The organism is Sphingomonas sp., from assembly GCF_019746665.1.
Taxonomy (GTDB): Bacteria; Pseudomonadota; Alphaproteobacteria; order Sphingomonadales; family Sphingomonadaceae; genus Sphingomonas.
The window spans coordinates 111438-133772 of the sequence record NZ_JAIERS010000006.1; the positions used below are offsets into that span (position 1 = coordinate 111438).

General features: G+C 68.7%; 22 protein-coding genes. 8 read left to right on the forward strand and 14 right to left on the reverse strand.

Translation table 11 applies throughout. The features are described from left to right. Positions 1 to 4: 4 nt before the first annotated feature. Together K2X73_RS05520 and K2X73_RS05525 are read left to right on the forward strand one after the other, a co-directional pair. Positions 5 to 433, forward strand: a complete 429-nt coding sequence (locus tag K2X73_RS05520) for a CoA-binding protein (RefSeq protein WP_294109126.1) — start codon at positions 5 to 7, stop codon at positions 431 to 433. Positions 434 to 476: 43 nt separating this feature from the next. Beyond that, positions 477 to 896: a hypothetical protein gene (locus K2X73_RS05525; protein ID WP_294109127.1), complete on the forward strand. Its 420-nt coding sequence runs from the start codon at positions 477 to 479 to the stop codon at positions 894 to 896. A gap of 3 nt (positions 897 to 899) precedes the next feature. Here the strand turns inward: K2X73_RS05525 and K2X73_RS05530 are convergent, their stop codons facing one another. The 3 genes from K2X73_RS05530 to thpR all read right to left on the reverse strand — a co-directional run bounded on the left by K2X73_RS05530 (position 900) and on the right by thpR (position 3467). After that, positions 900 to 1271, reverse strand: a complete 372-nt coding sequence (locus K2X73_RS05530; protein WP_294109128.1) for a PilZ domain-containing protein — start codon at positions 1269 to 1271, stop codon at positions 900 to 902. 25 nt (positions 1272 to 1296) lie between these two features. Next, on the reverse strand, positions 1297 to 2817 hold the full coding sequence (locus K2X73_RS05535) for an MFS transporter (RefSeq protein WP_294109129.1): 1521 nt from the start codon (positions 2815 to 2817) through the stop codon (positions 1297 to 1299). A gap of 107 nt (positions 2818 to 2924) precedes the next feature. After that, positions 2925 to 3467, reverse strand: coding sequence for an RNA 2',3'-cyclic phosphodiesterase (gene thpR / locus K2X73_RS05540; RefSeq protein ID WP_294109130.1), 543 nt, complete (start codon positions 3465 to 3467; stop codon positions 2925 to 2927). A gap of 197 nt (positions 3468 to 3664) precedes the next feature. On the opposite strand from thpR, the gene K2X73_RS05545 reads away from it, so the two are divergent. From K2X73_RS05545 to K2X73_RS05555, 3 genes are all read left to right on the forward strand, one after another. After that, the gene (locus K2X73_RS05545; RefSeq protein ID WP_294109131.1) at positions 3665 to 4399 is read left to right on the forward strand and encodes a Bax inhibitor-1/YccA family protein; all 735 of its coding nucleotides are present in this window, start codon (positions 3665 to 3667) and stop codon (positions 4397 to 4399) included. A gap of 157 nt (positions 4400 to 4556) precedes the next feature. Next, entirely contained in the window at positions 4557 to 4844 is a 288-nt protein-coding gene (locus K2X73_RS05550) for a hypothetical protein (RefSeq protein ID WP_294109132.1), read from the forward strand. Positions 4845 to 5023: 179 nt separating this feature from the next. Then, a complete protein-coding gene (locus tag K2X73_RS05555; protein WP_294109134.1) occupies positions 5024 to 5575 on the forward strand; it encodes a hypothetical protein in 552 nt (183 codons plus the stop codon). Between the two features lie 176 nt (positions 5576 to 5751). On the opposite strand, the gene K2X73_RS05560 is transcribed toward K2X73_RS05555, so the two are convergent. The 4 genes from K2X73_RS05560 to K2X73_RS05575 are packed head-to-tail and all read right to left on the reverse strand — an operon-like array spanning position 5752 to position 9232. Beyond that, positions 5752 to 6348: an ABC-type transport auxiliary lipoprotein family protein gene (locus tag K2X73_RS05560; protein WP_294109135.1), complete on the reverse strand. Its 597-nt coding sequence runs from the start codon at positions 6346 to 6348 to the stop codon at positions 5752 to 5754. Positions 6349 to 6356: 8 nt separating this feature from the next. Continuing rightward, positions 6357 to 7325, reverse strand: coding sequence for an MlaD family protein (locus K2X73_RS05565; RefSeq protein ID WP_294109136.1), 969 nt, complete (start codon positions 7323 to 7325; stop codon positions 6357 to 6359). Then, positions 7326 to 8123, reverse strand: a complete 798-nt coding sequence (locus tag K2X73_RS05570; RefSeq protein WP_294109137.1) for an ABC transporter ATP-binding protein — start codon at positions 8121 to 8123, stop codon at positions 7326 to 7328. It lies immediately after the preceding gene. Beyond that, the gene (locus tag K2X73_RS05575; RefSeq protein ID WP_294109138.1) at positions 8123 to 9232 is read right to left on the reverse strand and encodes an ABC transporter permease; all 1110 of its coding nucleotides are present in this window, start codon (positions 9230 to 9232) and stop codon (positions 8123 to 8125) included. Before K2X73_RS05575 ends, K2X73_RS05570 begins: the two co-directional genes overlap by 1 nt. A gap of 62 nt (positions 9233 to 9294) precedes the next feature. Here K2X73_RS05575 and K2X73_RS05580 point away from each other — a divergent pair, with 62 nt between their 5' ends. After that, complete coding sequence (locus tag K2X73_RS05580) at positions 9295 to 9954, forward strand: HAD-IB family phosphatase (RefSeq protein WP_294109139.1); 660 nt, start codon at positions 9295 to 9297, stop codon at positions 9952 to 9954. A gap of 11 nt (positions 9955 to 9965) precedes the next feature. Here the strand turns inward: K2X73_RS05580 and K2X73_RS05585 are convergent, their stop codons facing one another. The 3 genes from K2X73_RS05585 to K2X73_RS05595 all read right to left on the reverse strand — a co-directional run bounded on the left by K2X73_RS05585 (position 9966) and on the right by K2X73_RS05595 (position 15609). Further along, positions 9966 to 11171 (reverse strand): DUF445 domain-containing protein, encoded by a 1206-nt coding sequence (locus K2X73_RS05585; RefSeq protein WP_294109140.1) that lies wholly within the window; start codon positions 11169 to 11171, stop codon positions 9966 to 9968. Between the two features lie 95 nt (positions 11172 to 11266). Then, positions 11267 to 14419 (reverse strand): efflux RND transporter permease subunit, encoded by a 3153-nt coding sequence (locus K2X73_RS05590; RefSeq protein WP_294109142.1) that lies wholly within the window; start codon positions 14417 to 14419, stop codon positions 11267 to 11269. 23 nt (positions 14420 to 14442) lie between these two features. Beyond that, positions 14443 to 15609, reverse strand: coding sequence for an efflux RND transporter periplasmic adaptor subunit (locus tag K2X73_RS05595; protein WP_294109143.1), 1167 nt, complete (start codon positions 15607 to 15609; stop codon positions 14443 to 14445). Positions 15610 to 15876: 267 nt separating this feature from the next. Between K2X73_RS05595 and K2X73_RS05600 the strand changes: the two genes are divergently transcribed. After that, positions 15877 to 16590, forward strand: coding sequence for an SIMPL domain-containing protein (locus K2X73_RS05600; RefSeq protein WP_294109144.1), 714 nt, complete (start codon positions 15877 to 15879; stop codon positions 16588 to 16590). Positions 16591 to 16645: 55 nt separating this feature from the next. On the opposite strand, the gene K2X73_RS05605 is transcribed toward K2X73_RS05600, so the two are convergent. From K2X73_RS05605 to K2X73_RS05615, 3 genes are all read right to left on the reverse strand, one after another. Next, positions 16646 to 16897: a GlsB/YeaQ/YmgE family stress response membrane protein gene (locus K2X73_RS05605; RefSeq protein ID WP_294109308.1), complete on the reverse strand. Its 252-nt coding sequence runs from the start codon at positions 16895 to 16897 to the stop codon at positions 16646 to 16648. A 148-nt stretch (positions 16898 to 17045) separates the two neighbouring features. Further along, positions 17046 to 17345 carry a DUF1153 domain-containing protein gene (locus tag K2X73_RS05610; protein WP_294109145.1) on the reverse strand — a complete coding sequence of 100 codons (300 nt, stop codon included), beginning with the start codon at positions 17343 to 17345 and terminating at the stop codon, positions 17046 to 17048. Between the two features lie 100 nt (positions 17346 to 17445). Next, complete coding sequence (locus tag K2X73_RS05615) at positions 17446 to 17658, reverse strand: hypothetical protein (protein ID WP_294109146.1); 213 nt, start codon at positions 17656 to 17658, stop codon at positions 17446 to 17448. Between the two features lie 96 nt (positions 17659 to 17754). Between K2X73_RS05615 and mnmA the strand changes: the two genes are divergently transcribed. Further along, positions 17755 to 18861: a tRNA 2-thiouridine(34) synthase MnmA gene (mnmA, locus tag K2X73_RS05620; RefSeq protein ID WP_294109147.1), complete on the forward strand. Its 1107-nt coding sequence runs from the start codon at positions 17755 to 17757 to the stop codon at positions 18859 to 18861. 36 nt (positions 18862 to 18897) lie between these two features. Here the strand turns inward: mnmA and K2X73_RS05625 are convergent, their stop codons facing one another. Next, complete coding sequence (locus tag K2X73_RS05625) at positions 18898 to 22218, reverse strand: glycosyltransferase (protein WP_294109148.1); 3321 nt, start codon at positions 22216 to 22218, stop codon at positions 18898 to 18900. Between the last annotated feature and the right edge of the window lie 117 nt (positions 22219 to 22335).

Consider the following 22335-nt stretch of genomic DNA (forward strand, 5'->3'; position numbering starts at 1 on the left):
GTCCATGCCGCTCACCACCGATGCCGAGATTCGCGAGCTGCTCGAAAACGTCCGCACGGTCGCGATGGTCGGCGCGTCGGACAAGCCCGATCGCCCGAGCTACGCGGTGATGGCGACGCTCCAGGCGCATGGCTACCGCGTGATCCCGGTGAACCCCGCGATCACCGGCGAGCATATCCACGGCGAGTTCGTGTTCCGCGAGCTGGCGCAGCTCGGCGACCCGATCGATCTGGTCGACATCTTCCGCAACTCGGCCGCCGCGGGCGCGGTGGTCGATGACGCGATCGAGGTCGGCGCGAAGGCGGTGTGGATGCAGCTGGGCGTGATCGATGAAGCCGCCGCCGCGCGCGCCGAAGCGGCGGGGCTGAAGGTGGTGATGGACCGCTGCCCGGCGATCGAGCTGCACCGGCTGGGAATCGCGCCGCGCGGCTGAACGACGGCTTGCCGCCCGCCGCCCGCCGTGCGAGCCTGATCCCATGCTGCTGCTCCTCCTGGCCCAGGCCGCGACGCCGGTGACGACGATGAAGGCGGCGCCCCCGCCCGAACGCTTCTCGATCCTGGCGCCGGTGCCGGGCGAGCCCTGCAGGCCCGGCCCCGCCGAGGGCGAAGTCGTGGTGTGCGGCAACGCGCTGCCCAGCCAGAAACTCCCTTATCCCGAGGAGATCGACGCCAGCCGGCCCCGGCCGAGCAACCCCGATCTCACCGGCCACGGCGCGCTCGCGGCGATGAACACGCCCTGCGCCGCGACCTCGGGCGGGTGCGGCGGCGGGTTGCCGATCATCCCACTGGCGCTCGCGCTCGGCAAGGCACTGGTGAAGGCCGCGACCCCCAAGCCCGACAAGAGCAAGCGCGTACCAATCCCGCTCGACGAACCCGCGCCGGCGCGGGCGGAGTAACGCTCAGTCCAGAACGACGAGATGGACCGACGGCGGCTCGGGCTCCGCGAAGCGTGCGACCAGGCTCGCGAGACTGTCAGCGGCGAGCGGTTCGGCGAAATAGCAGCCCGATTGGTTGCCATCGCTCCAGGCGACGGCCGCTTCGCGCGGCGGCTCGCCGGGGAGCGTGATGAACACCGCGCGCCCGGGGGTGAGCGGGGTCGTGGTCTCGATCCGCACCCCCAGCGCCGACAGATCGGCGACGCGGCACACCGCCGCCCAGGCGGCGCTCGTCGTCATCCGCGCCGGGATGCGCACCGCCAGCCGCGGCGCACGGCGATGCTCGGCGCCATCGCTCGGCGCGGGGTGCATCGCAAGGGAGTCGCGGTCCGTCATCGTTGCGATGGTGGCACGACTCCGGTTAATTTACGGTAGTCATAGGGTGCGGTTCGGCCAGCCGCCGCTCATGGATCGGTACCAGCCGGAACGCCGTGATCGCCGCCCCCAGCGCGATCGGCACCGTCACCAGCAGGCTCAGCACGCCCACCGACAGGCTTCCGCTCGCGCTCGAAAGCCGCCCGGCGAGATAGGGGCCGAGCGCGAGGCCGCGCAGCGTCGTGCCGATCAGGAAGGTCGCGGTCGCGGTGCCGCGCATCCGGGGCAGCACCAGATCCTGGGTCGTCGCCGCCGCGGCGCCAAGCGCGCAACTGCCGAGCGCGGTCATCGGCAGCACCATCGCGTAGAAGATCGCGGGAGTGCGGGTGGTGAAGGCGGTGACGATGAACGGCAGCGGCGCGAGCGCCCCGAAGATCACCACCATCACCCGCCCCGCCGGATGCCGTCGCCGCAGCCGATCCGCCACCGCGCCGCCGATCGTGGTGCCCAGGAAGCCGCCCAGCGCGCCCGACGCGCCGATGATCAGCCCGGCGGTGGTCTTCGCCTCGCCCAGCACCCGTTCTGCATAAGGGGGAAGCCACAGGCTGGTCGAATAGCCGAGAAACGCGTTCAGCCCGTACGCGACGAGCACCGCGATGAAGGCGGGGTTGGCGACGATCAGGCGGAACGCCTCGGGATCGCGGGCGCGCAGGGCGCTCGCCCACGAGAAGACGGCATAGACGCCGAGCCCCCACGCGCTCCACTGCGCCGCCGGCTCTCCCAGCCGGGTCGCCGCGTAGACGAACCCCACCAGCAGCGCGACCGCGACGAGGTTGCCGATAAGTGCGCGCGGCCCCCGGCGCGCGGCGCCGATCAGCGTGAGGGGCGGCAGGATCGTGAGCAGCTCGCCAAAAAACTCGGCGAACGGCGCCGCCGGGCGCGGCCCGGCGCGCGGCGGCTCGCGCAAGCTTAGCACGACGAGCGCGAGCAGCAGTCCCGGCGCGCCGACGATCAGGAACGCCGCCTGCCAGCCATGCAGCCCGAACGGCGGGTCGACCGGATAGGCCGCGTTCCAGCGCTGGACGATCAGCGCGCCGATCCCCAGCGACACCCCGCCGCCAATGTAGAGCCCGGCCGAATAGATCGCGAGCGCGGTCGCGCGCAGCCGCTTGGGGAACCAGTCCGAAATCAGCGAATAGGCGGACGGGGCGGCGCTCGCTTCGCCGACGCCCACCCCCACCCGCGCCGCCGCGAGCATCGCCCCGCCGCGCGCGAGCCCCGAGACCATCGTCATCGCCGACCACAAAGCGAGCCCACTCGCGAGCAACCGCACCCGGTGCCAATTGTCCGCCAGCCGCCCGAGCGGAATGCCGAACAGCGCGTAGAACACCCCGAAGGCGGTGCCATAGAGGAAGCCCAAATCCTCGTCGCGCATCCCCAGATCGCGCTTGATGTCTTCGGCGAGGATCGAGATCAGCTGGCGATCGATGAAGTTCAGGATGTAGACCGCGACCAATATCGCCAGGCCGTACCAGGCATAGCCCGGCGTGCGCGCGTCTTCTTCCATCCCGCTCCCCTTTTTTGGCTTATCCCAAGGCTAGCAAGCGGGCCCTGCCGCGTCGAGCGGCCAACGGCCGATCGCCTCAAAAGTCCAGCGGCCAACGGCCGACCGCCTTACAAGTCCAGCGGCCAGCGGCCGATCGCTTCGTAATCCGCGCCTTCCTGGCCGAGATGGCTTTCGTAGAGCAGCATCGCGTCCATCGTGAACGGCGCGCTCGTCAGGGCGGCATGGCGCGCGAGAAAGGCGTCGACCGGCGGCGCCGGCGTACGGCGCGGCAGGCGGGCGAGGGTGATGTGCGGGTGATAGGCGCGGCCTTCATGGGGCAGCCCGATCCGCGCCAGCGCCTGATCGAGCTTCTTATGGAGCAACGCGAGCGGGGCGGCGGGCGCCACCCCCGCCCACAGCGCGTCGCCCGCCCGCGCACCGCCGAATCGCCCGACACCCGCCAGCGCGACCGATGGCGCGAGGCCATGCACCTGGCCCAGCGCGAGCACGACCTCGTCCGCCACCCGCGCCTCGACCTCGCCGATATAGCGCAGCGTCAGGTGCAGCTGCGCTTCGCTCTGCCAGCGCGCCTCGGGGACGCCTTCCATCAGCGCGATCAGCCGCGCGCGGATCGCGGGCGGCGGGCGTAAGGCAATGAAAAGCCGGTGCATTGGTGAATTCCTGCCGTGGTGGGGCGACGCTGTCCACCGGCTGTGCACGTTCATCGGGCGTTAACGCCCCGAAAAAGCGTCCCGAATTATCGAGGGCACGACTTTCGCGCGCGCCGGTTTTGCTTGAAAGCGCCCAAGGAAGGGGCAATATTCACAGGCATCCGGACAGTCTGTGTATCCGGGCAAAGGAGTTGGTAATGGCAAACTGGTCTGATCCCCGGGCGAGCTCCGCTTTCGCGGCGCGCGCGGGTCTGCGCGGTGCCGCGTATGACGCGGGGCTGCGGTCCTACATGCTGTCGGTCTACAACTACATGGTCTCGGGCGTGCTGCTCACCGCGATCGTGGCGCTGGGCTTCGTGCTGAGCGGCGCGGCGGCGCAGGTGTTCGTCGCGGGCGGCATCCTGAAATGGGTGATCACCTTCGCCCCGCTCGGCATCATCTTCGCGATGAGCTTCGGTCAGGCGCGGATGAGCACGGCGACGCTGCAGGCGCTGTTCTGGGGCTTCGCGATCGCGATGGGCCTGTCGCTGTCGACGATCTTCCTGGTCTATTCGCCGCTTTCGATCGCGCAGGCGTTCTTCGCGACCGCGGCGGGCTTCGCGGGCCTCAGCCTGTGGGGCTATACGACCAAGAAGGACCTGTCGGCGATGGGCACCTTCCTGATCATGGGCCTGGTCGGCCTGATCGTGGCGAGCCTGATCAACCTGTTCGTCCAGTCGGGGCCGTTCTCGCTGGTGATCTCGGCGGTTGGCGTGCTGATCTTCGCGGGCCTCACCGCTTATGACACGCAGCGGATCAAGGCGCTCTACGCCGAAGTCGCGGGCAGCGATTATGAGGGGCGCGCGGTGATCATGTCGGCGCTGAACCTCTACCTCGATTTCATCAACATGTTCCTCTACATCCTGCGCCTGTTCGGTAGCCGCGACAGCTAAGCCGCGCGAGACGCGCTCGCAAATGGCCCGGTGGGGGAGACCCCGCCGGGCTTTTTCGTGCCGGGCTTTTCCGGGGCACCGCCACGGCGCGCCTCGCTGGCGGAACGCGGCGCGCGCGCCGCTCGTTGAGGCGGAACAGCCGCAAGGAGAGATACCCGTGCCCGACAAGGACCAGCTGGCGCCGCAGGAGGCGCTCGACGCGATGGCGGTCGCCCCGCCCCCCGATCCCGCCGCCGAGAAGGAAGGCGACCCCGCCCAGCCCGCCGGCCAGGACCCGGACGTCGCCGGCCGCGTCGCCGAACAGCCCCGGTCGCAGGACGCGCGGCTCGACGAGGCGCTCGACGAGACGATGGACGCCTCCGATCCGCCCTCGATCACCCAGCCGCGCACCCATTTGCCGCCGCTGCCGCCCGAGGACGCGAGCGCCGATCAACGCAGCGGCTGACCCGGTCAAACTGGTTGCAAGAGATACAATGCAACTTTTCTTGAGGGTTAGCAGGTAATCTAATTGCATTGTGCAGCGCGATATGATTGCTTTCGGAAAGTTACGGGGGTGTGCGTTATTCCCCCGTTAACCATCATCGGCGCACCTTGGGGCAGCCAGAGGAGACAGGAACCAGGACGATGAGTTCGCGCATGAAGCCCGCCGCCGGCGCTATGGCGCTCGCCGAAATGAAGGAATTCGCGACGTTCGCCGCGGCGACGCAGCGTTATGTCCGCCGCTCGCTCGATGTCGGGCTGGAACGTGACGACGCGCTCAACCGCTGGTCGCGCGACGTGGTGGAGGCGGCGAGCATCCGCGCGCAATATCGCCTGTACGAACGCCTGCCGGACCTGCGCGCGACGGTACCCAACGATGCCGGGATCGACCGGGTCGACGCCTTTCTCGGCCAGCTCGTCACGCTCTCGGCGTTCGACCTGGGTCAGGGCCGGTTGACGAGCTTTTCGGCCTATCGCTTCCTTTACGAGCGGCTGCTGGGCGCCGCGGTCCGCCCCTGGCTGCCCGCCGCCTTCTGCGCCGCCGCCGCGCTGCCGCATCTCCACCCGGACATGCGCCGCCGGCTGCTGCAATCGATCAGCGAAGCCGCCGCGACCGCCGCCGGCTGGTCGACCCGCGAGCCGAGCTTCTTCCCTTATTGGGTGGAGAAAGTGGAAGCGGGCGCCCTGCCGAACTGAGCGGACTGTTATCAGGCAGTCGCGCGCTGCTTCGACCCACCCCAAACCCCTCCCTTCCAGGGAGGGGCTTTCCTTAAGGGAGTTGCCGCGGCCTCCCGCAACGGGGGCCTCCTAGAGGCATCACCTTCTCCCCTCCCTGAAAGGGAGGGGCCGGGGGTGGGTCCGAAGTCCGGGCCCTATCGCCCCACCCAATCCGCGACCTGCACCGCCACGTCATTCGCCGCGCGGTTGAGCGCGCTCGCGGCGCTGCCCGGCGTCACGCCGCCGCCCAAGGGCGCGCGCGCTTCGAAGCGGCGCTTGTCGAACGTCTTCGCGCCGTCGCGCATCAGCGTCGCGTCATAGGTCACGATCGCCTCGCCACGCGCTGAATCAACGGTGAAGTTGCGCAGTTCGCCCGAGAGCCGCGCGCCCGGATCGGCGAAGCTCTGCGCGTTGGAGAGCACCACCCGACCGGTGCGCGCCGTCACCGTATCGGCGAGCAGCCGCGCGAACAGCCGCGCGGGGGCCTCGCTCCAATAGCCGCCCTTAACATAAGCGAGCGAGGTCACGCCGGTCTGCACCGCGACGCGGTTGGTCGCGATCGCGGCGGGGGTAGCCGGCACCAGCACGGTGATCGTCTTGGCGTTGGCCGAATCGGCCTCCTGCCCGGCGGCGACCGCGTTGGCGGCGTTCAGCGTCAGCAGCGCCTCGGGCGGCTTTGGCGCGAAGCTGATGCACCCGCCGAGCGGAACGGCGAGCGCGAGCGGGAGGGCAAGGAAAGCAGGCGAGCGCATCATCGGCCTCATTTCTTGGGCTTGTAATCGGGCAGGCGGGGCTGGCCGAGCAGCGCGCCCGCGCCGCCCTGGTCGATCTTTTCTGCGACATTGGTGAGCGCGGCCGACATGATCCGCAGATCGCGAACCAACTGGCCGATCTCGGGCACGGTCTGCTTGCTGAACGCCTGCACCCCGGGCTTGGCCTCGGCGAGGGTTTCGTTGAGGGTATCGAACGTCTTCTGTGCCGCCTCCACCGTCTTGCTCAGCTTGGCGGCGGCAGGCTTCAGATCTTCCTTGGCGATACCGTTGGTCGTCTCCGCCAGCGCGCCGATCTGTTCGGCGGCGACGCCCACTTTCTGGAGCGTCGCCCGCGTCTCGGCGAGCGTCTGCCCGATCTGCGGCGATTGATCGGCAAGCGTCTTGGTCAGGCGGTTGGTGTTGGCCAGGATGCCGGCGATCGATTGCTGGTTCTTGTCGTCAAGCACCTCGGTCAATCGCTGGGCGAGCGTCGACAGCCGCTCGAGCAATTGCGGCGCGGAGGAGAGCAACGCGCCGAACCCGCCCTGGCGGGTGGGGATCACCGGCACGCCGAACGGGCAATCGCTGCGCGGCGCGGCCTTGTCGCAGCTGAGCCGCGGCGCGCCTTTCTTGCCGCCATCGAGCAGGATCTCGCTCACCCCGGTGAAGCCCACCCCCTGGATCGTCGCGGTGGTGCCCTCGATCACCGGCACATCGGGGTTCACGCTGATCCGGACGCGGACATATTCCGGGTCTTCCTTCCACAGCGCGATGTCCTTCACCTGGCCGGAGGGGACGCCCGCATAGGAGACGTTCGATCCCTTGGCGATGCCGGTGACCGATTGCTTGAAGAAGATGTCGTACTCACGATCGGCCGAGCTACCGAGCCGCGCCAGCCAGACGAAGAACAGCGCCAGCATTAGCAGCAGGATCAGCACGACCGAGCCCACCAGGACGTGGTTGGAGCGGGTTTCCATTCAGGCGGTCCCCTGTCGTTCAGTCTGTCGGTCGACGGTGGCGGTGGCGGCGCGGCCGCGCGGGCCGTTGAAATATTCCTGAATCCACGGATGGTCGAGCGCGAGCAGTTCGGGAATCGTGCCGACCGCGATCACGCGTTTGTCGGCGAGCACCGCCACGCGGTCGCAGATCGCATAAAGCGTGTCGAGATCATGGGTGATCAGGAACACGGTGAGCCCCAGCGTCTGCTGGAGCGCGCGGGTCAGCTCGTCGAACGCGGCGGCGCCGATCGGGTCGAGCCCGGCGGTCGGCTCATCGAGGAACAGCAATTCGGGGTCGAGCGCGAGCGCGCGGGCGAGCCCGGCGCGCTTCCTCATGCCCCCTGAAAGTTCGGACGGATATTTGGGGCCGGCTTCGGCGGGGAGCCCGGTCATCGTCACCTTGTAGCTCGCGATCTCGTCGAGCAGCCCCTGGTCGAGCCCGGGGTAGAATTCGCGCAGCGGCACCTGCACATTCTCGGCGACCGTCAGCGTCGAGAACAGCGCGCCACCCTGGAACAGCACCCCCCAGCGGCGGCGGAACGCGGCGGTATCGAACTCGTCGCGCCCCACGGTATCCTCGCCGAACACATGGACTTCGCCCGCATCGGGGGTCTGCAGCCCGATCACCGAGCGCATCAGCACCGATTTGCCGGTACCCGATCCGCCGACCACGCCCAGAATCTCGCCCCGGCGCACGTCGAGATCGAGATTCTCGTGCACCACCTGCTCGCCGAAGCTGTTGCGCAAACCGCGCACCTTGATGATCGCCTCGGGCATCAGATCCACCCGATCCAGGTGAAGAACACCGCGAAAAAGGCGTCGAGCACGATCACCATGAAGATCGCCTGCACCACGGCGGAGGTGGTGCGGCTGCCGACCTGTTCGGCATCGCTTTCCACCTGCATCCCCTGGAAACAGCCGGCGATCGCGATGATCGCGCCGAACACGGGCGCCTTCAACATGCCCACATAGACGTCGGTGATCGGCACCACCTCGCGCAGCCGCTGGATGAAGGTGGGCGGCGGAATGTCGAGCGCGGCCCAGCACAACAGGCCGCCGCCGACGATCGCGCACATCGAGGCGTAGAAGCCGAGCAGCACCATCATCAGCACCGCCGCCAGCACGCGCGGTAGCACCAGCGCCTCCATCGGCGAGACGCCGATCGTGCGCATCGCGTCGATTTCCTCGGTCAGCTTCATCGTGCCCAATTGCGCCGCGAAGGCCGAGCCGGAGCGGCCCGCGACCATGATCGCGGTCATCAACACGCCCAGCTCGCGGAAAGTGATGCGGCCAACGAGGTTGATGGTGAAAATCTCCGCGCCGAACTGGCGCAGCTGCACCGATCCCTGCTGCGCGATCACCACCCCGATCAGGAAACTCATCAGCCCGATGATCGGCAGCGCGGAGACGCCGACCACCTCGAAGCGGTGGACGGTCGCGTTGAAGCGGAAGCGGCGCGGGTGGCGCAGCACGGTGAGGAAGGCGATCACCGTCGCGCCGAAAAAGCCGATCAGGCCGCGCAACGTGTGCGTCAGCCGTAGTGTCGCCGCGCCAACTTCGGCGACCACGCGCACCAGGCTCGAATCGCGCGGCGGGCGCACCGCCATCGGGCGATCGGCGGCGGCGACCTGATCGAGCAGATGATGCGCCTCGTCCGACAGGCCCTCGATCCGCGCTTCGTGCTCGATCGCGAAACGATGGATCAGCCAGGCGCCGACGGTATCGATGCGATCGATGCCCGAAAGATCGAGCCGATCGACCCGCCCCTGGAAACTGCGCAGCCGCTCGGGAAAATCATCGAGGCACGACAGCGATAGCCGGCCGGTGAAGCGCAGCACTTCGGCGCCGCCGTCATTTTCATGTCGAAAGTCGGCCTTGGCGTTCATGCGCGCCCTGTTTGGGCGAAAGCGGCTGGATCGGCAAGCCGAACCGCGCCAAATTCGGTGCGATGCACAAGCTCGCGGTTTACGACATGGACAAGACGATCACCGCGGCGCCCACCTGGACGCCGTTCCTGATCGCCGCCGCGCAGGCGCGTGCCCCGTGGCGACTGGCGCTGCTGCCGGTCGCCGGGGGCTGGGGGCTGGCATACAAGCTCGGCATCGTGAACCGCGCCGGGGTAAAGGCGCGAGCCCAGCGGCTGCTGATCGGCCGCGCCCTGCCCGATACCGCGCGGGTGGGCCTCGCCGAGCGCTTCGCGGCCCAGGTGAAGCTGCGCCCCGGCGCGCTCGCCCAGATCGCCGCCGATCGCGCGGCGGGGTATCGGCTGGTGCTCGCGACCGCCTCGTTCGGCTATTATGCCGAGGCGATCGCGAAGCGGCTGGGGTTCGACGCGGTGATCGCGACCGAGGCCGCGCGCGACGGCGCCGGCTGGCGCCCCCGGCTGGTGGGGGAGAATTGCTACGGCGCCGCCAAGCTGCGGATGATCGGCGATTGGCTCGCGGGCCAGGGCATCGCGCGCGATGCGGCCACGGTCCGCTTTTATTCGGACCATGTGTCCGACGCGCCCAGCCTCGCCTGGGCCGATCAGGCCTTCGCGGTGAACCCCGATCCCCGGCTGCGGCGGCTGGCACAAGCGCGCGGCTGGCCGGTGCTCGACTGGCGCTGACGCAACCCCCATTACAGCGCCACATCAAGCGCGTGCAGCGCCACCCCGACCAGCCCGCCGACGATCGTGCCGTTGATGCGGATATATTGCAGGTCGCGGCCGACCGCGTTCTCCAGGCGTTGGGTGACGGTCTGGGTATCCCAGCCCCGTACCGTCTCCGACACCAGCCGCACGACGCCGTCGCCATAATCGGCGGCGAAGCCCACCGCCGCGCGGCGGGTGAAGCGGTTGACCGCCGCCGCCAGCTTCGGCTCGCGCTGCAACGTCTCGCCCAGCTGACGTAGCGCCTCGCCCAGCCGCCCGCGCCGCACGCCGCCCGGCGCGCGCGCGAAGCGCAGCAGCGCGTGGCGGCCGCTTTCCCACAAGCCGTCGAGCCAGGCCTGCATCGCCGGATTGTCGATGATTTCCAGCTTCAGCCGATCGACCCGTGCCTGCATTTCGGGGCTGTGCTGGAGATCATGCGCCAGCTGGCCAAGCGCTTCCTCGATCTTGGCGCGCATCGGGTGGCCGCGGTCCTCGCCCATCTGCACCAGCAGTTGCTGCAACCCGTCGATGATCTTGTTGGCGAGCGTCTCGTCGAGCCCGGTCCAGCGCATCAGCGACCCGGCGCGTTCATGCACCACGCCCCGGATCAGCGCCTCGTTCGCCTCCAGCGTGCGGCCCGACCAATGGACGATGCCATTGATCAACGGCAAATGCCGATCATTGGCGATCGCCGCCGCCAGCGCCTGGCCGATCAGCGGCGCGAGATCGAGCGCGCGCATCCGGTTGCCGATCGTCGCCTTCACCATCCCGCCCAGCCGCTGCTGATCGAGCGCTTCGAGCAGATCGCCGAACAGCCGCCCCGCGCCCGCGCGCAGCCGGCTGTCGCGCGTCTCGGGCTGCGCAAGCCACCGACCGAGCGCGCCCGCCACATCCGCGCGTCGCATCCGCCGCGCGACGACCGCCGGCACCAGGAAGTTCGAACGGAGGAAATTGGCGAGCGTGTCGCCGATCCGGTCCTTGTTGCGCGGCACGATCGCGGTGTGGGGGATCGGCAGGCCGAGCGGGTGACGGAAGAGCGCCGTCACCGCGAACCAATCGGCCAGCCCGCCGACCATCGCCGCTTCGGCGAAGGCGCGGACGAAGCCGATCGCGGGATGCACCGGCCCCAGCCAGCGGCAGGTGAGGAACACCGCCGCCATCAGCACCAGCAACGCGGTGGCGACCAGGCGCATCCGCACGAGTCCCGGCGGGGGCGGGAGTCGGACGGGTCGATCGGCGGCGGGCATTACCGCGTAACAATCCCCGAAGCCGGGGATTGTTCAAGAGCCTATTCGGCGGGCTGGACCGCGCCGCCGCCGCGATAGTCGATCGGGCGGGGATCGGCCGGGCCACCGACGACACGGCTGCCGTCATCGCCGGGCTGGTAGGTGAGCAGTCGACGCGACAGGCGCGGCGCGATCCAGCTCTCCAGCCCAACCGCGAGCGAGAAGCCGGCGGGCACGATCAGCAAGGTGAGCAGCGTCGACAGCGACAGGCCGCCGATCACCGTGACGCCCATCGGCGCGCGCCAGCTGCCATCGCCGGTGAGCGAGAGCGCCACCGGCACCATGCCCGCGACCATGGCAACCGTGGTCATCACGATCGGCTGGGCGCGCTTGTGCCCCGCGTCGAGGATCGCGTCGACCACTGGCACGCCCTTCGCCATTTCCTCCAGCGCGAAGTCGATCAGCAGGATCGAGTTCTTGGCGACGATGCCGAACAGCATCAGCAGCCCGATGAACACCGGCATCGACACCGCGTCTCCGGTAAAGCGCAGCGCGATCGCCGAGCCCAGCGGCGCCAGCAGCAGCGACGCCAGGTTCACCATCGGCGGCATCAGCCGCTTGTAGAGCAGCACCAGCACCGCGAACACCAGCAGGATGCCCGAGATCACCGCGATCACGAAGTTCATGATCAGCTCGGCCTGCCATTTCGCCTCGCCCAGCTTCAATTGGGTGACGCCGACCGGCAGGTTCTTGATCGCGGGCAGCGCCTGGATCTTGGGCATCGCGTCGCCGGTCACCTTGCCGGGCGCCAGATCGGCGCCGATCGTGATGCGCCGCGTCAGGTTGGCGCGCTGGATCAGCGTCGGCCCGGCGCCGAAGCTGATCTCGGCGACCGACTTGAGCGGCACCGAACCGCCCGTCGCGGTGGGCACCGGCAGATTCTCGATCGTCGACAGGTTACGACGCGAATTCTCGCTCAGCGCGACACGGATCGGAATCTGGCGGTCCGACAGCGAGAATTTGGCGGTGTTCTGGTCGATATCACCCAGCGTCGCGATCCGGATCGATTGGCTGAGCGCGGCGGTGCTCACCCCCAGGTCGGCGGCGAGATCGAGCCGCGGCTTGATCGTGATCTCAGGGCGCTGAAGATCGCCCACCACGCGCGGCGCGCGCAGTTCGGGGATCTCGGCCATTTCCTCGACCAGCCGATTGGCGCTTTGCGTCAGCAGCGCTGGGTCGCTGCCGCCGAGCGTGATGGTGATGTCACGCCCCGACGATCCGCCGCCGCCCTGTGACTGGAAGAACACCCGCGCATCGGGGATCGCCGCCAGTTTCGGCGCATAGGCGCGCTCGAACTCGGTCGAGGTGCGCGTGCGGTCGCGGCTGAGCGTCAGGAAGATGCCCGCGCTCGCCGGATCAACGCTGATGAACGCCGATCGCACCTCGGGCGCCGACTGCACCGCCGCCAGCGCCTGTTCGGCGGTGCGCCGCGTCTGCTCGACGGTGGTACCCGGCGCCATCGTGATCTGGATCTGGCTGAAATCATTGTTGAGCTTGGGCTGGAACGCGGTCGGGATCGGCTTCAGCAGCCCAGGCACGCCCATGAAAAGCCCGATCATCACGACGAACGACAGGCCGCCGATGCCAACGGTCTTCCAGCGGTGGCGCATGGTCCAGCGCAGCGCGACCATATAGCCGTCCATCAGGAAGCCTTCGCCATGTTCGGCATGGCCCTTGGCCTTCAGGAAATAAGCGGCGATCATCGGCGTGATCATCCGCGCGACGCCCAGGCTGAGCAGCACGGCGATCACGACGGTGAGCCCGAAATTCTTGAAGAACTGCCCCGAAATACCGGGCATCAGCGCCACCGGCAGGAACACCGCGACGATCGACATGGTCGTCGCGAGCACGGCGAGGCCGATTTCGTCGGCGGCGTCGATCGCGGCCTGATAGGCGGTTTTGCCCATCCGCATGTGGCGGACGATATTCTCGATCTCGACGATCGCGTCATCCACCAGCACACCCGCGACCAGGCTGAGCGCGAGCAGGCTGAGGAAGTTCAGCGTGAAGCCGATCAGGTCCATGAACCAGAAGGCCGGAATCGCCGACAGCGGGATGGCGATCGACGAAATCACGGTCGCGCGCCAATCGCGCAGGAACAACAGCACCACCAGCACCGCGAGCGCGGCACCCTCGATCATCGCCTCGATCGCCGAATGATATTGCGTCTCGGTCTGGTGCGCCGAGGTCCACAGCTCGGTGAACTTGACCTTGGGGTTCACCTTTTCCAGTTCACGCAGTGCCTTGGTGGCTTCCTTGAACACCGAGAGGTCCGACGCGCCCTTGGCGCGCTTGATGTCGAAGGCGAGCACCTGATGGCCGTTCATCAGCGCCAGCGCGCGCTGTTCGCCATACAGATCCTTCACATCGGCGATGTCGGACAATTTCACCCGGCGGCCATTGCCGACCGCGATCTCGGTATCGGCGAGCGTCGCCGCGCTGCGGGCGTTGGCCAGCACGCGCACCGACTGTTCGGACCCCGCGATCTCGGCGCGGCCGCCCGCCGCGTTCAGGTTCATCGCGCGCAGCTGCTGGTTCACCTGCACCGCGGTCAGTCCCAGCGATTGCAGCTTCAGCGGATCGAGGATCACCCGAATCTCGCGGTTGACGCCGCCGGTGCGCTTCACTTCGGCTAGGCCGCTGATCGAGCGCAGCTTCTTGGAGACGGTATCATCGACATACCAGCTCAGCTGCTCGAGCGTCAGGTCGGTGCCCTCGGCCGAGAAGAAAGCGAGCGAGTCATTGCCGGCGTCGACGCGGGTGACCTGCGGCTCGAGAATGCCGTCGGGCAGCTCGCCACGAATCTGGGCGACGGCGTTGCGCACGTCGTTCACCGCGCGATCGACCGGGGTGCCGATCTTGAAGGTCACGAAGGTGCGGCTGAACCCCTCGCCGATTGAGGAATTCACGTCCTCGATGCCGTTGATGTTGCGCACTGCGGTCTCGACCTTGCGCGTCACCTGGTTCTCGAGCTCGGTGGGCGCCGCGCCCGGCTGGCTGATCTCGATAAAGGCCGCCGGGAAATCGATGTCGGGATTGTCCGCGACGGTCATCCGCGAGAAGCTGACGAGCCCGGCGATCAGCAGCGCCACGAACAGCACCAGCGGCGGCACTGGGTTGCGGATCGACCAGGCCGAGATGTTACGGAAACCCATGCTGCCAATCCTTGCTCGAAACTCTAGCGCGCGGGCTTGGCCGCGACCGGGATCACCTTCTGCCCCGGGTTGAGGAACGCACCCGCCGAGGCGACGACACGCTCATCGCCCGCCAGCCCTTGGGTGATCGCGACCCCGGCATCGGACACCACGCCGATCTTGATCGCCCGGCGCTCAACCTTGTTGCCGGCGCCAACCACATACACATAGTTGCCCTTGTCGTCGCTTTGTACCGCGCTTTGCGGCAGCAGCGGCGCGCTGGCATCGCCGGCGACAATCGACGCGCCCGCGAAACCGCCCGGACGCAGCATCGGATCATAGCCAAGCGCGATCCGCGCGGTGCCGAGCCGGCTCTGCGGATCGATCACCGGCGATACCTGCCAGATCCGCCCCGCGAAGCTGCGCGTGGCGCCGACCGGCGTCACCTCGGCGGTCGCGCCGACCTTCAGCTGCGCGAGATCGCCCTCGGCCAATGCCGCGCGCAATTCGAGCTCGCCGCCCTTGGCGAGGCGGAACAAGGTGCCCGAGGCAGGACCGACCACCTGGCCGGGCTCGACCGCGCGGGTCAGCACCAATCCCGCCGCCGGGGCGCGGATCGCCAGCCGCGCGGTGCGGGCGCGGGTTTCGCCCAACTGCGCCTCGGCCACCTTCACCCGCGCGAGCGCCGCGTCGCGCGTCGCGGTGCGGCGGTCGAGATCGGCCTTCGAGATGAAGCCCCGCGCGACCAGCGTCTGCGCACGATCAAGTTCCGACTGCGCCAGCCGGGCATCGGCCTGGGCGACCGATATGCTCGCCGCGAGCTGCGCCTGGGTCTGCACCTGCACCGAGCGATCGATCGTCGCGAGCACCTGGCCGGCGCGCACCCAGTCACCAGGCTGGACGAGCACCGCATCGACCAACCCGCCCTCGCCCACGACGCCGACCGGCATGTCGACGCGCGCCGCGAGCGTTCCCGTCGCCGTCACTTCGCGCGCCACCTGCTGGCGGCCGGGGACGATGACCGTTACGCTCGGCGCCTGCGGAGCGGTGGGCGCATCGACTGGGCGGCTATGACTGGCGTACCACCACAGCAATGCCACCGCCGCGACCGCGGCGACGGCGAGGATGTACCACATCGCGCGCGAGCGCTTCGCCGGCACCTGGTCGGTCAATAACTGTGCGTCCATCAATCTGCCCGGCTCGTAATTCATCACCACGCCCTTCCAGCGCCATCGCAGCGCCCGACGCGCGATGTCTTGCTGTATTAGACTATTATGTCACCTGCCTCAAGGCCTCTCGCCGTGGCGGGCCGCCCTTACGGATTTCGGTACTTTTTGCAAGCTTTTGCCCATGCCACTCGAAACATTACGGTTTCACAAACAGCGCCCGTACGGCGGCGAACCGTTCAGCTTGTGGCGATCTACCGCCCGGCACAAGCACGCGGCGGGCGAATCGCCCGGCCGATGGAGGAACAGAGGATGCGCGGGTTGATCTGGGCGATGGCGATGGCGACGGTACCGGCGGCGGCGGCGGCACAGCTTCCTCCGGTGGGGGCCATTCTGCCCGAGGGCGCGCTGCTCGACGTGCAGGCCGAAGGCAAGGTACGGCGCGAGCCCGACCAGGCGCAGCTGAACGCGGGCGTGGTCGCGCAGGCGGCGACCGCGGCGGCAGCGATGCAGGCCCAGGCGACGCGGATGCAGGGCGTGCTCGCCGCGCTCGATCGCGCCGGAATCGCCCGCGGCGATGTGCAGACCACGCGCGTCTCGCTCCAGCCGCAATATCGCTATGCCGACAATCAGCCGCCAGCGATCACCGGCTATCAAGCGACGAGCACGGTCAGCGTGCGGTTCCGCGACATCGCCCGCAGTGGCGCCGCGCTCGACGCGCTGGTGGCGGCGGGCGCCAATCAGATCGAGGGGCCAACGCTCGGCTTCGCGGACCCCGAAGCGGTGCTCGACGAGGCACGACGCGACGCGGTGGCGCGCGCGCGGGCGCGGGCCGAGCTTTACGCCAAGGCGGCGGGGCTGCGGGTGGCGCGGATCGTGTCGATCAGCGAGGGCGGGCCGGTGCTGTCGCCGCCGATGCCCGTCGCTTACGGGCTCGCGCGGGTTCAGGCCAAGGCGGATACCGAAATTCGCGCCGGCGAGAGCGAAGTCGGCGCGACGCTGTCGGTGCGCTTCCTGCTCCAATAAAAAACGGGCCGGCACCGGGGCCGGCCCATCACCTCTGGGAGCGATTGTAATTGGTTCAGCGAACCGCGCCGCGCCGCACCAGATTGACCAGCGCGAGCAAAATGATCGCGCCAACCAGCGAAGTAATGAATGAATAGACGGTAATCCCGTCGTTGATCGAGCCGCGGAACAGCAGCCCGCCGATGAACGCGCCGATAATGCCGACGACGATGTTCAACACCAAACCCTGCTGCGCATCCGTGCGCATCACGAGGCTCGCCAGCCAACCAACAACACCGCCGACCACGAGCCACACGATAAGGCCAATGAGATCCATGACGTTTCGCCTCCACTGCCACGCCCGGACGTGGCCGGGCAGATGCGGTAGAGACGCATGGACAACGAGCCGGTTCCCATGGGAAGCCGGCCCGCTGGGCTGAACTTTGGCAAAAGGAGGGCCGCGCCGGCGGCCCGGCTCAATATTTCTGCTGGCGCTCGTAGAGCGAACGGTAGTGCTGGATGCGCGTCACGCGCAAGCCAGGCATCCCCGACCGATCGATCGCCCGCTGCCACCCGGCGAATTCCTCGACGGTAAGATTATAACGCGCGCACACTTCGTCCACTGACAGCAGCCCGCCGTTCACCGCCGCGACCACCTCCGCCTTTCGCCGCACGACCCAACAGGTCGTGCTGGGCGGCGGGAGCGAGTCGAGCGTCAGCGACTCGCCAAGCGGCCCAATCACCTTTTCCGGGCGGATCTTTTGGTTCTCGATCATTCCACAACCTCGTCAGGGCAGGGGGAGCCCCTCCAGCTCTGTCGCCAGCAATAGCAGCCGGGGTTGAACAGCTGCTGAAATGGCTGGGTAAACAAGCCCTTCATGTGTCTTGCCAGGCGATGAGCGTGCGCGCGGCGCGGGCGTTGAACGCGCCGCTGCCCGCGGGCGCGGACGTGCCGAGCGCTGCTTGCGCGGCACTGCGCGCGGTAACCGAGGCCGCTTGGCGCGCGGCGGTCGCGGCGAGCAGAATCGCCAGCGGTGGTGGGCTCCGCAACGCCTCGACAGGTTCAAATCGGGGAAAACTCAGGTCCATCGCTCTTCTCTTGACCCCCCATCTCTAGGCGGCTGTGGTGAAGGAGCGGTAAAGCGCCCTTCCGACACGTGCCCGGCGCGCCTATGTGCGCGAGCGATGGACGTGGATTTTCAGTTGGGGGCGAACCTTGCCGGGCGGCGGATCGTCGTCGCGATGTCGGGCGGGGTCGACAGTTCGGTGGTGGCGGCGCTCGCCGCGCGCTCGGGGGCGGAGGTGATCGGGATCACCCTCCAGCTCTACGATCACGGCGAGGCGGTGGGCCGCGCCGGCAGCTGCTGCGCCGGGCGCGACATCCGCGACGCGCGCGCGGTGTGCGATACGCTCGGCATCGCGCATTATGTATTCGATCATGAAAGCGCCTTCCGCGCGGCGGTGATCGACGATTTCGCCGACGAATATCTGAGCGGCCGCACCCCGATCCCCTGCATCAAGTGCAACATGGGGCCGAAATTCACCGATCTGCTGGCGCTCGCGCGCGAGCTGGGCGGCGATTGCCTCGCGACCGGCCATTATGTCCGCCGGGTCGAGGGGGCCGATGGCGCGGAACTCCACCGCGCGCTCGATCCGGCCCGCGACCAGAGCTATTTCCTGTTCGCGACGACGCGCGCGCAGCTCGATTATCTGCGCTTTCCGCTCGGCGGCCTGCCCAAGCCGCGCGTGCGCGAAATCGCCGCCGAACTCGGCCTGGGTGTCGCGGCCAAGCCCGACAGCCAGGACATCTGCTTCGTGCCTGATGGCGATTATGCGTCGCTTGTGAAGAAGCTACGACCCGAGGCGGGCGATGGCGGCGAGATCGTCGATCAGGCGGGCCAGGTGCTGGGGCGGCACAAGGGGCTGATCCACTACACCGTCGGCCAGCGGCGCGGGCTGGAGATCGGCGGCACCGCCGAACCGCTATATGTGCTGCGGCTGGAGCCGGCGACCCAGCGCGTCGTGGTCGGCCCGCGCGCGGCGCTCGCCGTGCGCGCGGCGCGGCTGGAGGGGGTGAACTGGTTGGGTGGCGATGCGGCCGCGCCGCTCACCGCCAAGGTGCGCTCGCTCGCGAAGCCGGTGCCCGCGCGGCTGGAGGGCGAGCGGCTGGTGTTCGAGGCGCCTGAATATGGTGTCGCGCCGGGCCAAGCGGCGGTGCTCTACGCTGGCGACCGGGTGCTGGGCGGCGGCTGGATCGCCGAGACCGAGGCGGCGGCGGTGGTCCCGGCCTGAAATTTTGGGTCACGTGGAGACGCGTGAGCCCAAAGCTCACGCCGGCGCCACCCGCCCGGTCCGCTCCAGCTTGCCCCAGCCGACCGACCAGCCCGCCACCGCCGATCGAATCGCACGCAGCACCACCCAGTACATCAGCTGGCGATAGGCGAAGCGCTGCGCGATCAGCAGCAGCGCCGGATAGCGTGGCTCGCGCGCGTCGAGCCGGTACGCGACCCAGCCGCACAGCACGTCGATCGCGGTGAACACCAGCCAGAAGCCGGCCATCGTCAGCACGTCGCTCTGGGTCTGCGCCCAGCCGTGCTGGCCGACTCGGATCGCGGTGTCGATCACCGAGCTGACCAGCGCGAGATCGATGAGCGGCGAGACGGCGGCGAAGAAGATCTGGAACAGCCAGGCCTGCGGCATCCCGATCCAGGCGAGCCCGCGCGGGCGCCCGGTCGCGACGACCGCCGCGTGCTTCCACAGGCATTGCAGCGTGCCGAACGCCCAGCGGTAGCGCTGCTTGGAAAGCGCGCGGAAGGTTTCGGGCGCCTCGGTCCAGGCGACGGCGTCGGTATCATAGGCCACGCGCCAGCCGGCGCGCTGGATCGCGATCGTCAGGTCCTGGTCCTCGGCGAGGGTATCCTCGGGATAGCCGCCCACCTGGTCGAGCGCCGCCTTGCGCCACGCGCCCACCGCGCCCGGCACGACCAGCATCGCATCGAACCGGGCGAGCGCGCGCCGTTCCAGATTCTGCGCGGTAACATATTCCACCGCCTGCCAGCGGGTGACGAGATTGTGGCGGTTGCCCACCTTGGCATTGCCCGCGACCGCGCCGATGCCGGGATCGCTGAACCAGCGCGCGAGCTTGGCGATGGTGTCGGGCTCGAACTGGGTGTCGGCGTCGAGCGCGATGATCACCTCGCCCCGCGCCTGGCGCAGCGCGCGGTTGAGCGCGGCGGCCTTGCCGCCATTGGCGAGCGTGAGCAGCGTGACGCGGGGATCGTCGCCAAACGCCGCGCGCACGATCGCGCTCGTTTCGTCCTTGGAGCCATCATCGGCGACGATCAGCTGCAATCCGGGATAATCGCTTGCGAGCACGCGCCGGACCGAGGCCTCGATCACCCGTGCCTCGTTATAGGCCGGGATGATCACCGACAGGCTGGGGCAATGATCGGGATCGACCGGCGCCGCGCGCCGCGCGGTGAGTGCCAGCCCCGCGATCAGCAGCGCGCGCGCGATGCCGAAGCCGATCGCCAGGAAGAAGATCCAGCGCAGCGCCACCTGCGCCATAGCCAATATGATGAAGATGCCGACATCGGCGCGCACCAGCGCCAGATCCTCGCCCTTCACGGGCGGCATCACCGCGTCGGTCGAAAGCCCGGCGAGCGTCGACACCGGCACGAAGCGATAGCCGCGCGCGTGCAGCGCATCGATGATCCGGGGGAGCGCGTCGACCGTCTGCTGCCGCTCGCCGCCGCCATCATGAAGCAACACGATATTTTGCGAATGATCGGGCTTGGGGTGCGTCACCTCGTCGATCGTGCGCGCGACGATCGCGTCGACTCCCGGGCGCTGCCAGTCATCGGGATCGGTGTGGAGCCCGATCACGGTGTAACCGAGCTGCTGCGCGATCAGCGCGGGGCCGAGTTCGTCGGCGGTGGTCGGCTCGGCGTCGCCGAAATAGGGCGCGCGGAACAGCCGTGTCGAGCGACCGACATAGGCCTGGATCAGCCGCTGGGTCGCGTTCATCTCGATCCGGCTGCCGCTGTTGCTCTCCAGCGCGAGATTGGGGTGAGTGTAGGTGTGGTTGCCCAGCTCGTTCCCCTCGGCGACGATCCGCCGCAGCAGCCCCGGATTTTCGAGCGCGTTCTCGCCCACCACGAAGAAGGTGGCGGGCACGTGCTTGGCCTGAAGGATGTCGAGGATCTTCGGCGTCCAGCTGGGATCGGGGCCATCGTCGAAGGTCAGCGCGACCAGCTTGTCGCGATCGCCGGTGCGCTCGACGACATAAGGCGTGGGCAGCGTGACGTAGCGCTCGTCGCGGATCAGCCCGCGCGAATCGAATTGCAGGGCACGCGTACCCATTTGCGGCGTGGCGGTGATTCGCAAGATCTCGCCGCTGCCCTCGACATCGACATTGGCGAGCTCGGCGATCTGGCGCAGATCGGGGCGCTGTCCGCCACGGAAGTTCTTGAGCACACGCCAGAAATCGGGGTCTTCGCTCCCCAGCCGCCACAGCGCGACGCCCGCCACCCCCATCGCCCGCACCGCGCGCAGCTGGTTCCAGGCGGTGGCGGCATCGAGCAACCACACATCGTGGTGGGTGCCCTGCTCGTCCTCATAGCCGAAGCCGGGATTGCCGCTCGCCTTATCGAACAGGATCGGGCTGCCGCTGTCATGCGCGTCGAGCCAGGCTTCCTCGATCGACTCGGCGTCGGCGGCGCCACCCTTCGGCCAATCATAGGCATAGGAGCCGACCGCGACGATCAGCTTGCCCGCGCCGATCGCGCGCACCGCCCCGCGCACCTGATCGACAAACCAAGGCTGCGAGGCGATCGGGCCGGGCGTGCCGGTCTGCCAATGCTCGTCATAGTTCATCAGGATCACCCGGTCGGCGACGCGGGCGAAATCGGGCAGGTGCCAGTCGGTATCGCCCGCGGGCACCGTCACCGCGACGAGGCGGCGCCCGGCGGGGAGCAGCGCGCGCGTTTCGGCGATCAGGCGGCGGTAATTGGCGAGCGCGCTGGGCGGGAGCGATTCGAGATCGAAGACGATCCCCTGCCCCCGTTGCGCCGTGATCGCGGCCGCCAGCGCCTGGGCAAGCTGCCGGCGCGCGACCGGCCGGGCGAGCAACCGTGCCGCGCCCGTGCCGTCCCACGCCCCTCCCGAGGCGTTCTGAACCATCGGCAGGACCACCGGGCGCCGCGCCGCGCCCGCCAAAACCCGCCCCAGCCGCGCATCGGCGACCTGGGTGAGCAATTGTTGGCCACCGGTGATGCTGAGCGTCGCCGGCGCCAGCCAATCGAGTTCGCCCAGATGCGCCTGGAGCGAGGATGCGCTGGACGGATCCCAGGGCACATAGAAGCCCAGATTGATTGCCTCGCCCTGCGCGGCGCGGTCGCGTGCGGGAAGCCAGCCGAGCCCGCGCGCATTGGCGCGCAGCCGCGATCCCACTCGGTTCAATTGCTTGCTGAGCGGCGCCGCCTGCAGCCGCTCCAGCCCCAGCGGCAGCTCGGCCTGGGCCGACACCTGGATCAGGGTGAAAGCGAAGAACAAGGCCGCGCCCACCACGAGCAGCGCCAGCGCGGCGACGGTGCGTTGGGACCAGCGTTTGCGCCCGCCGCTGGGATCGAAGAACACGGGCTTGGTCATGGCCATCCTGCCCCAAGGGCGGCATAGGGAAGCACGTGGCCTAGCCGCGCGGGCGTTGCCCGGGAATGGCACCTGCCTTACCGTTTTGTCATATAGCATGCGATACGGCCCAGCCGC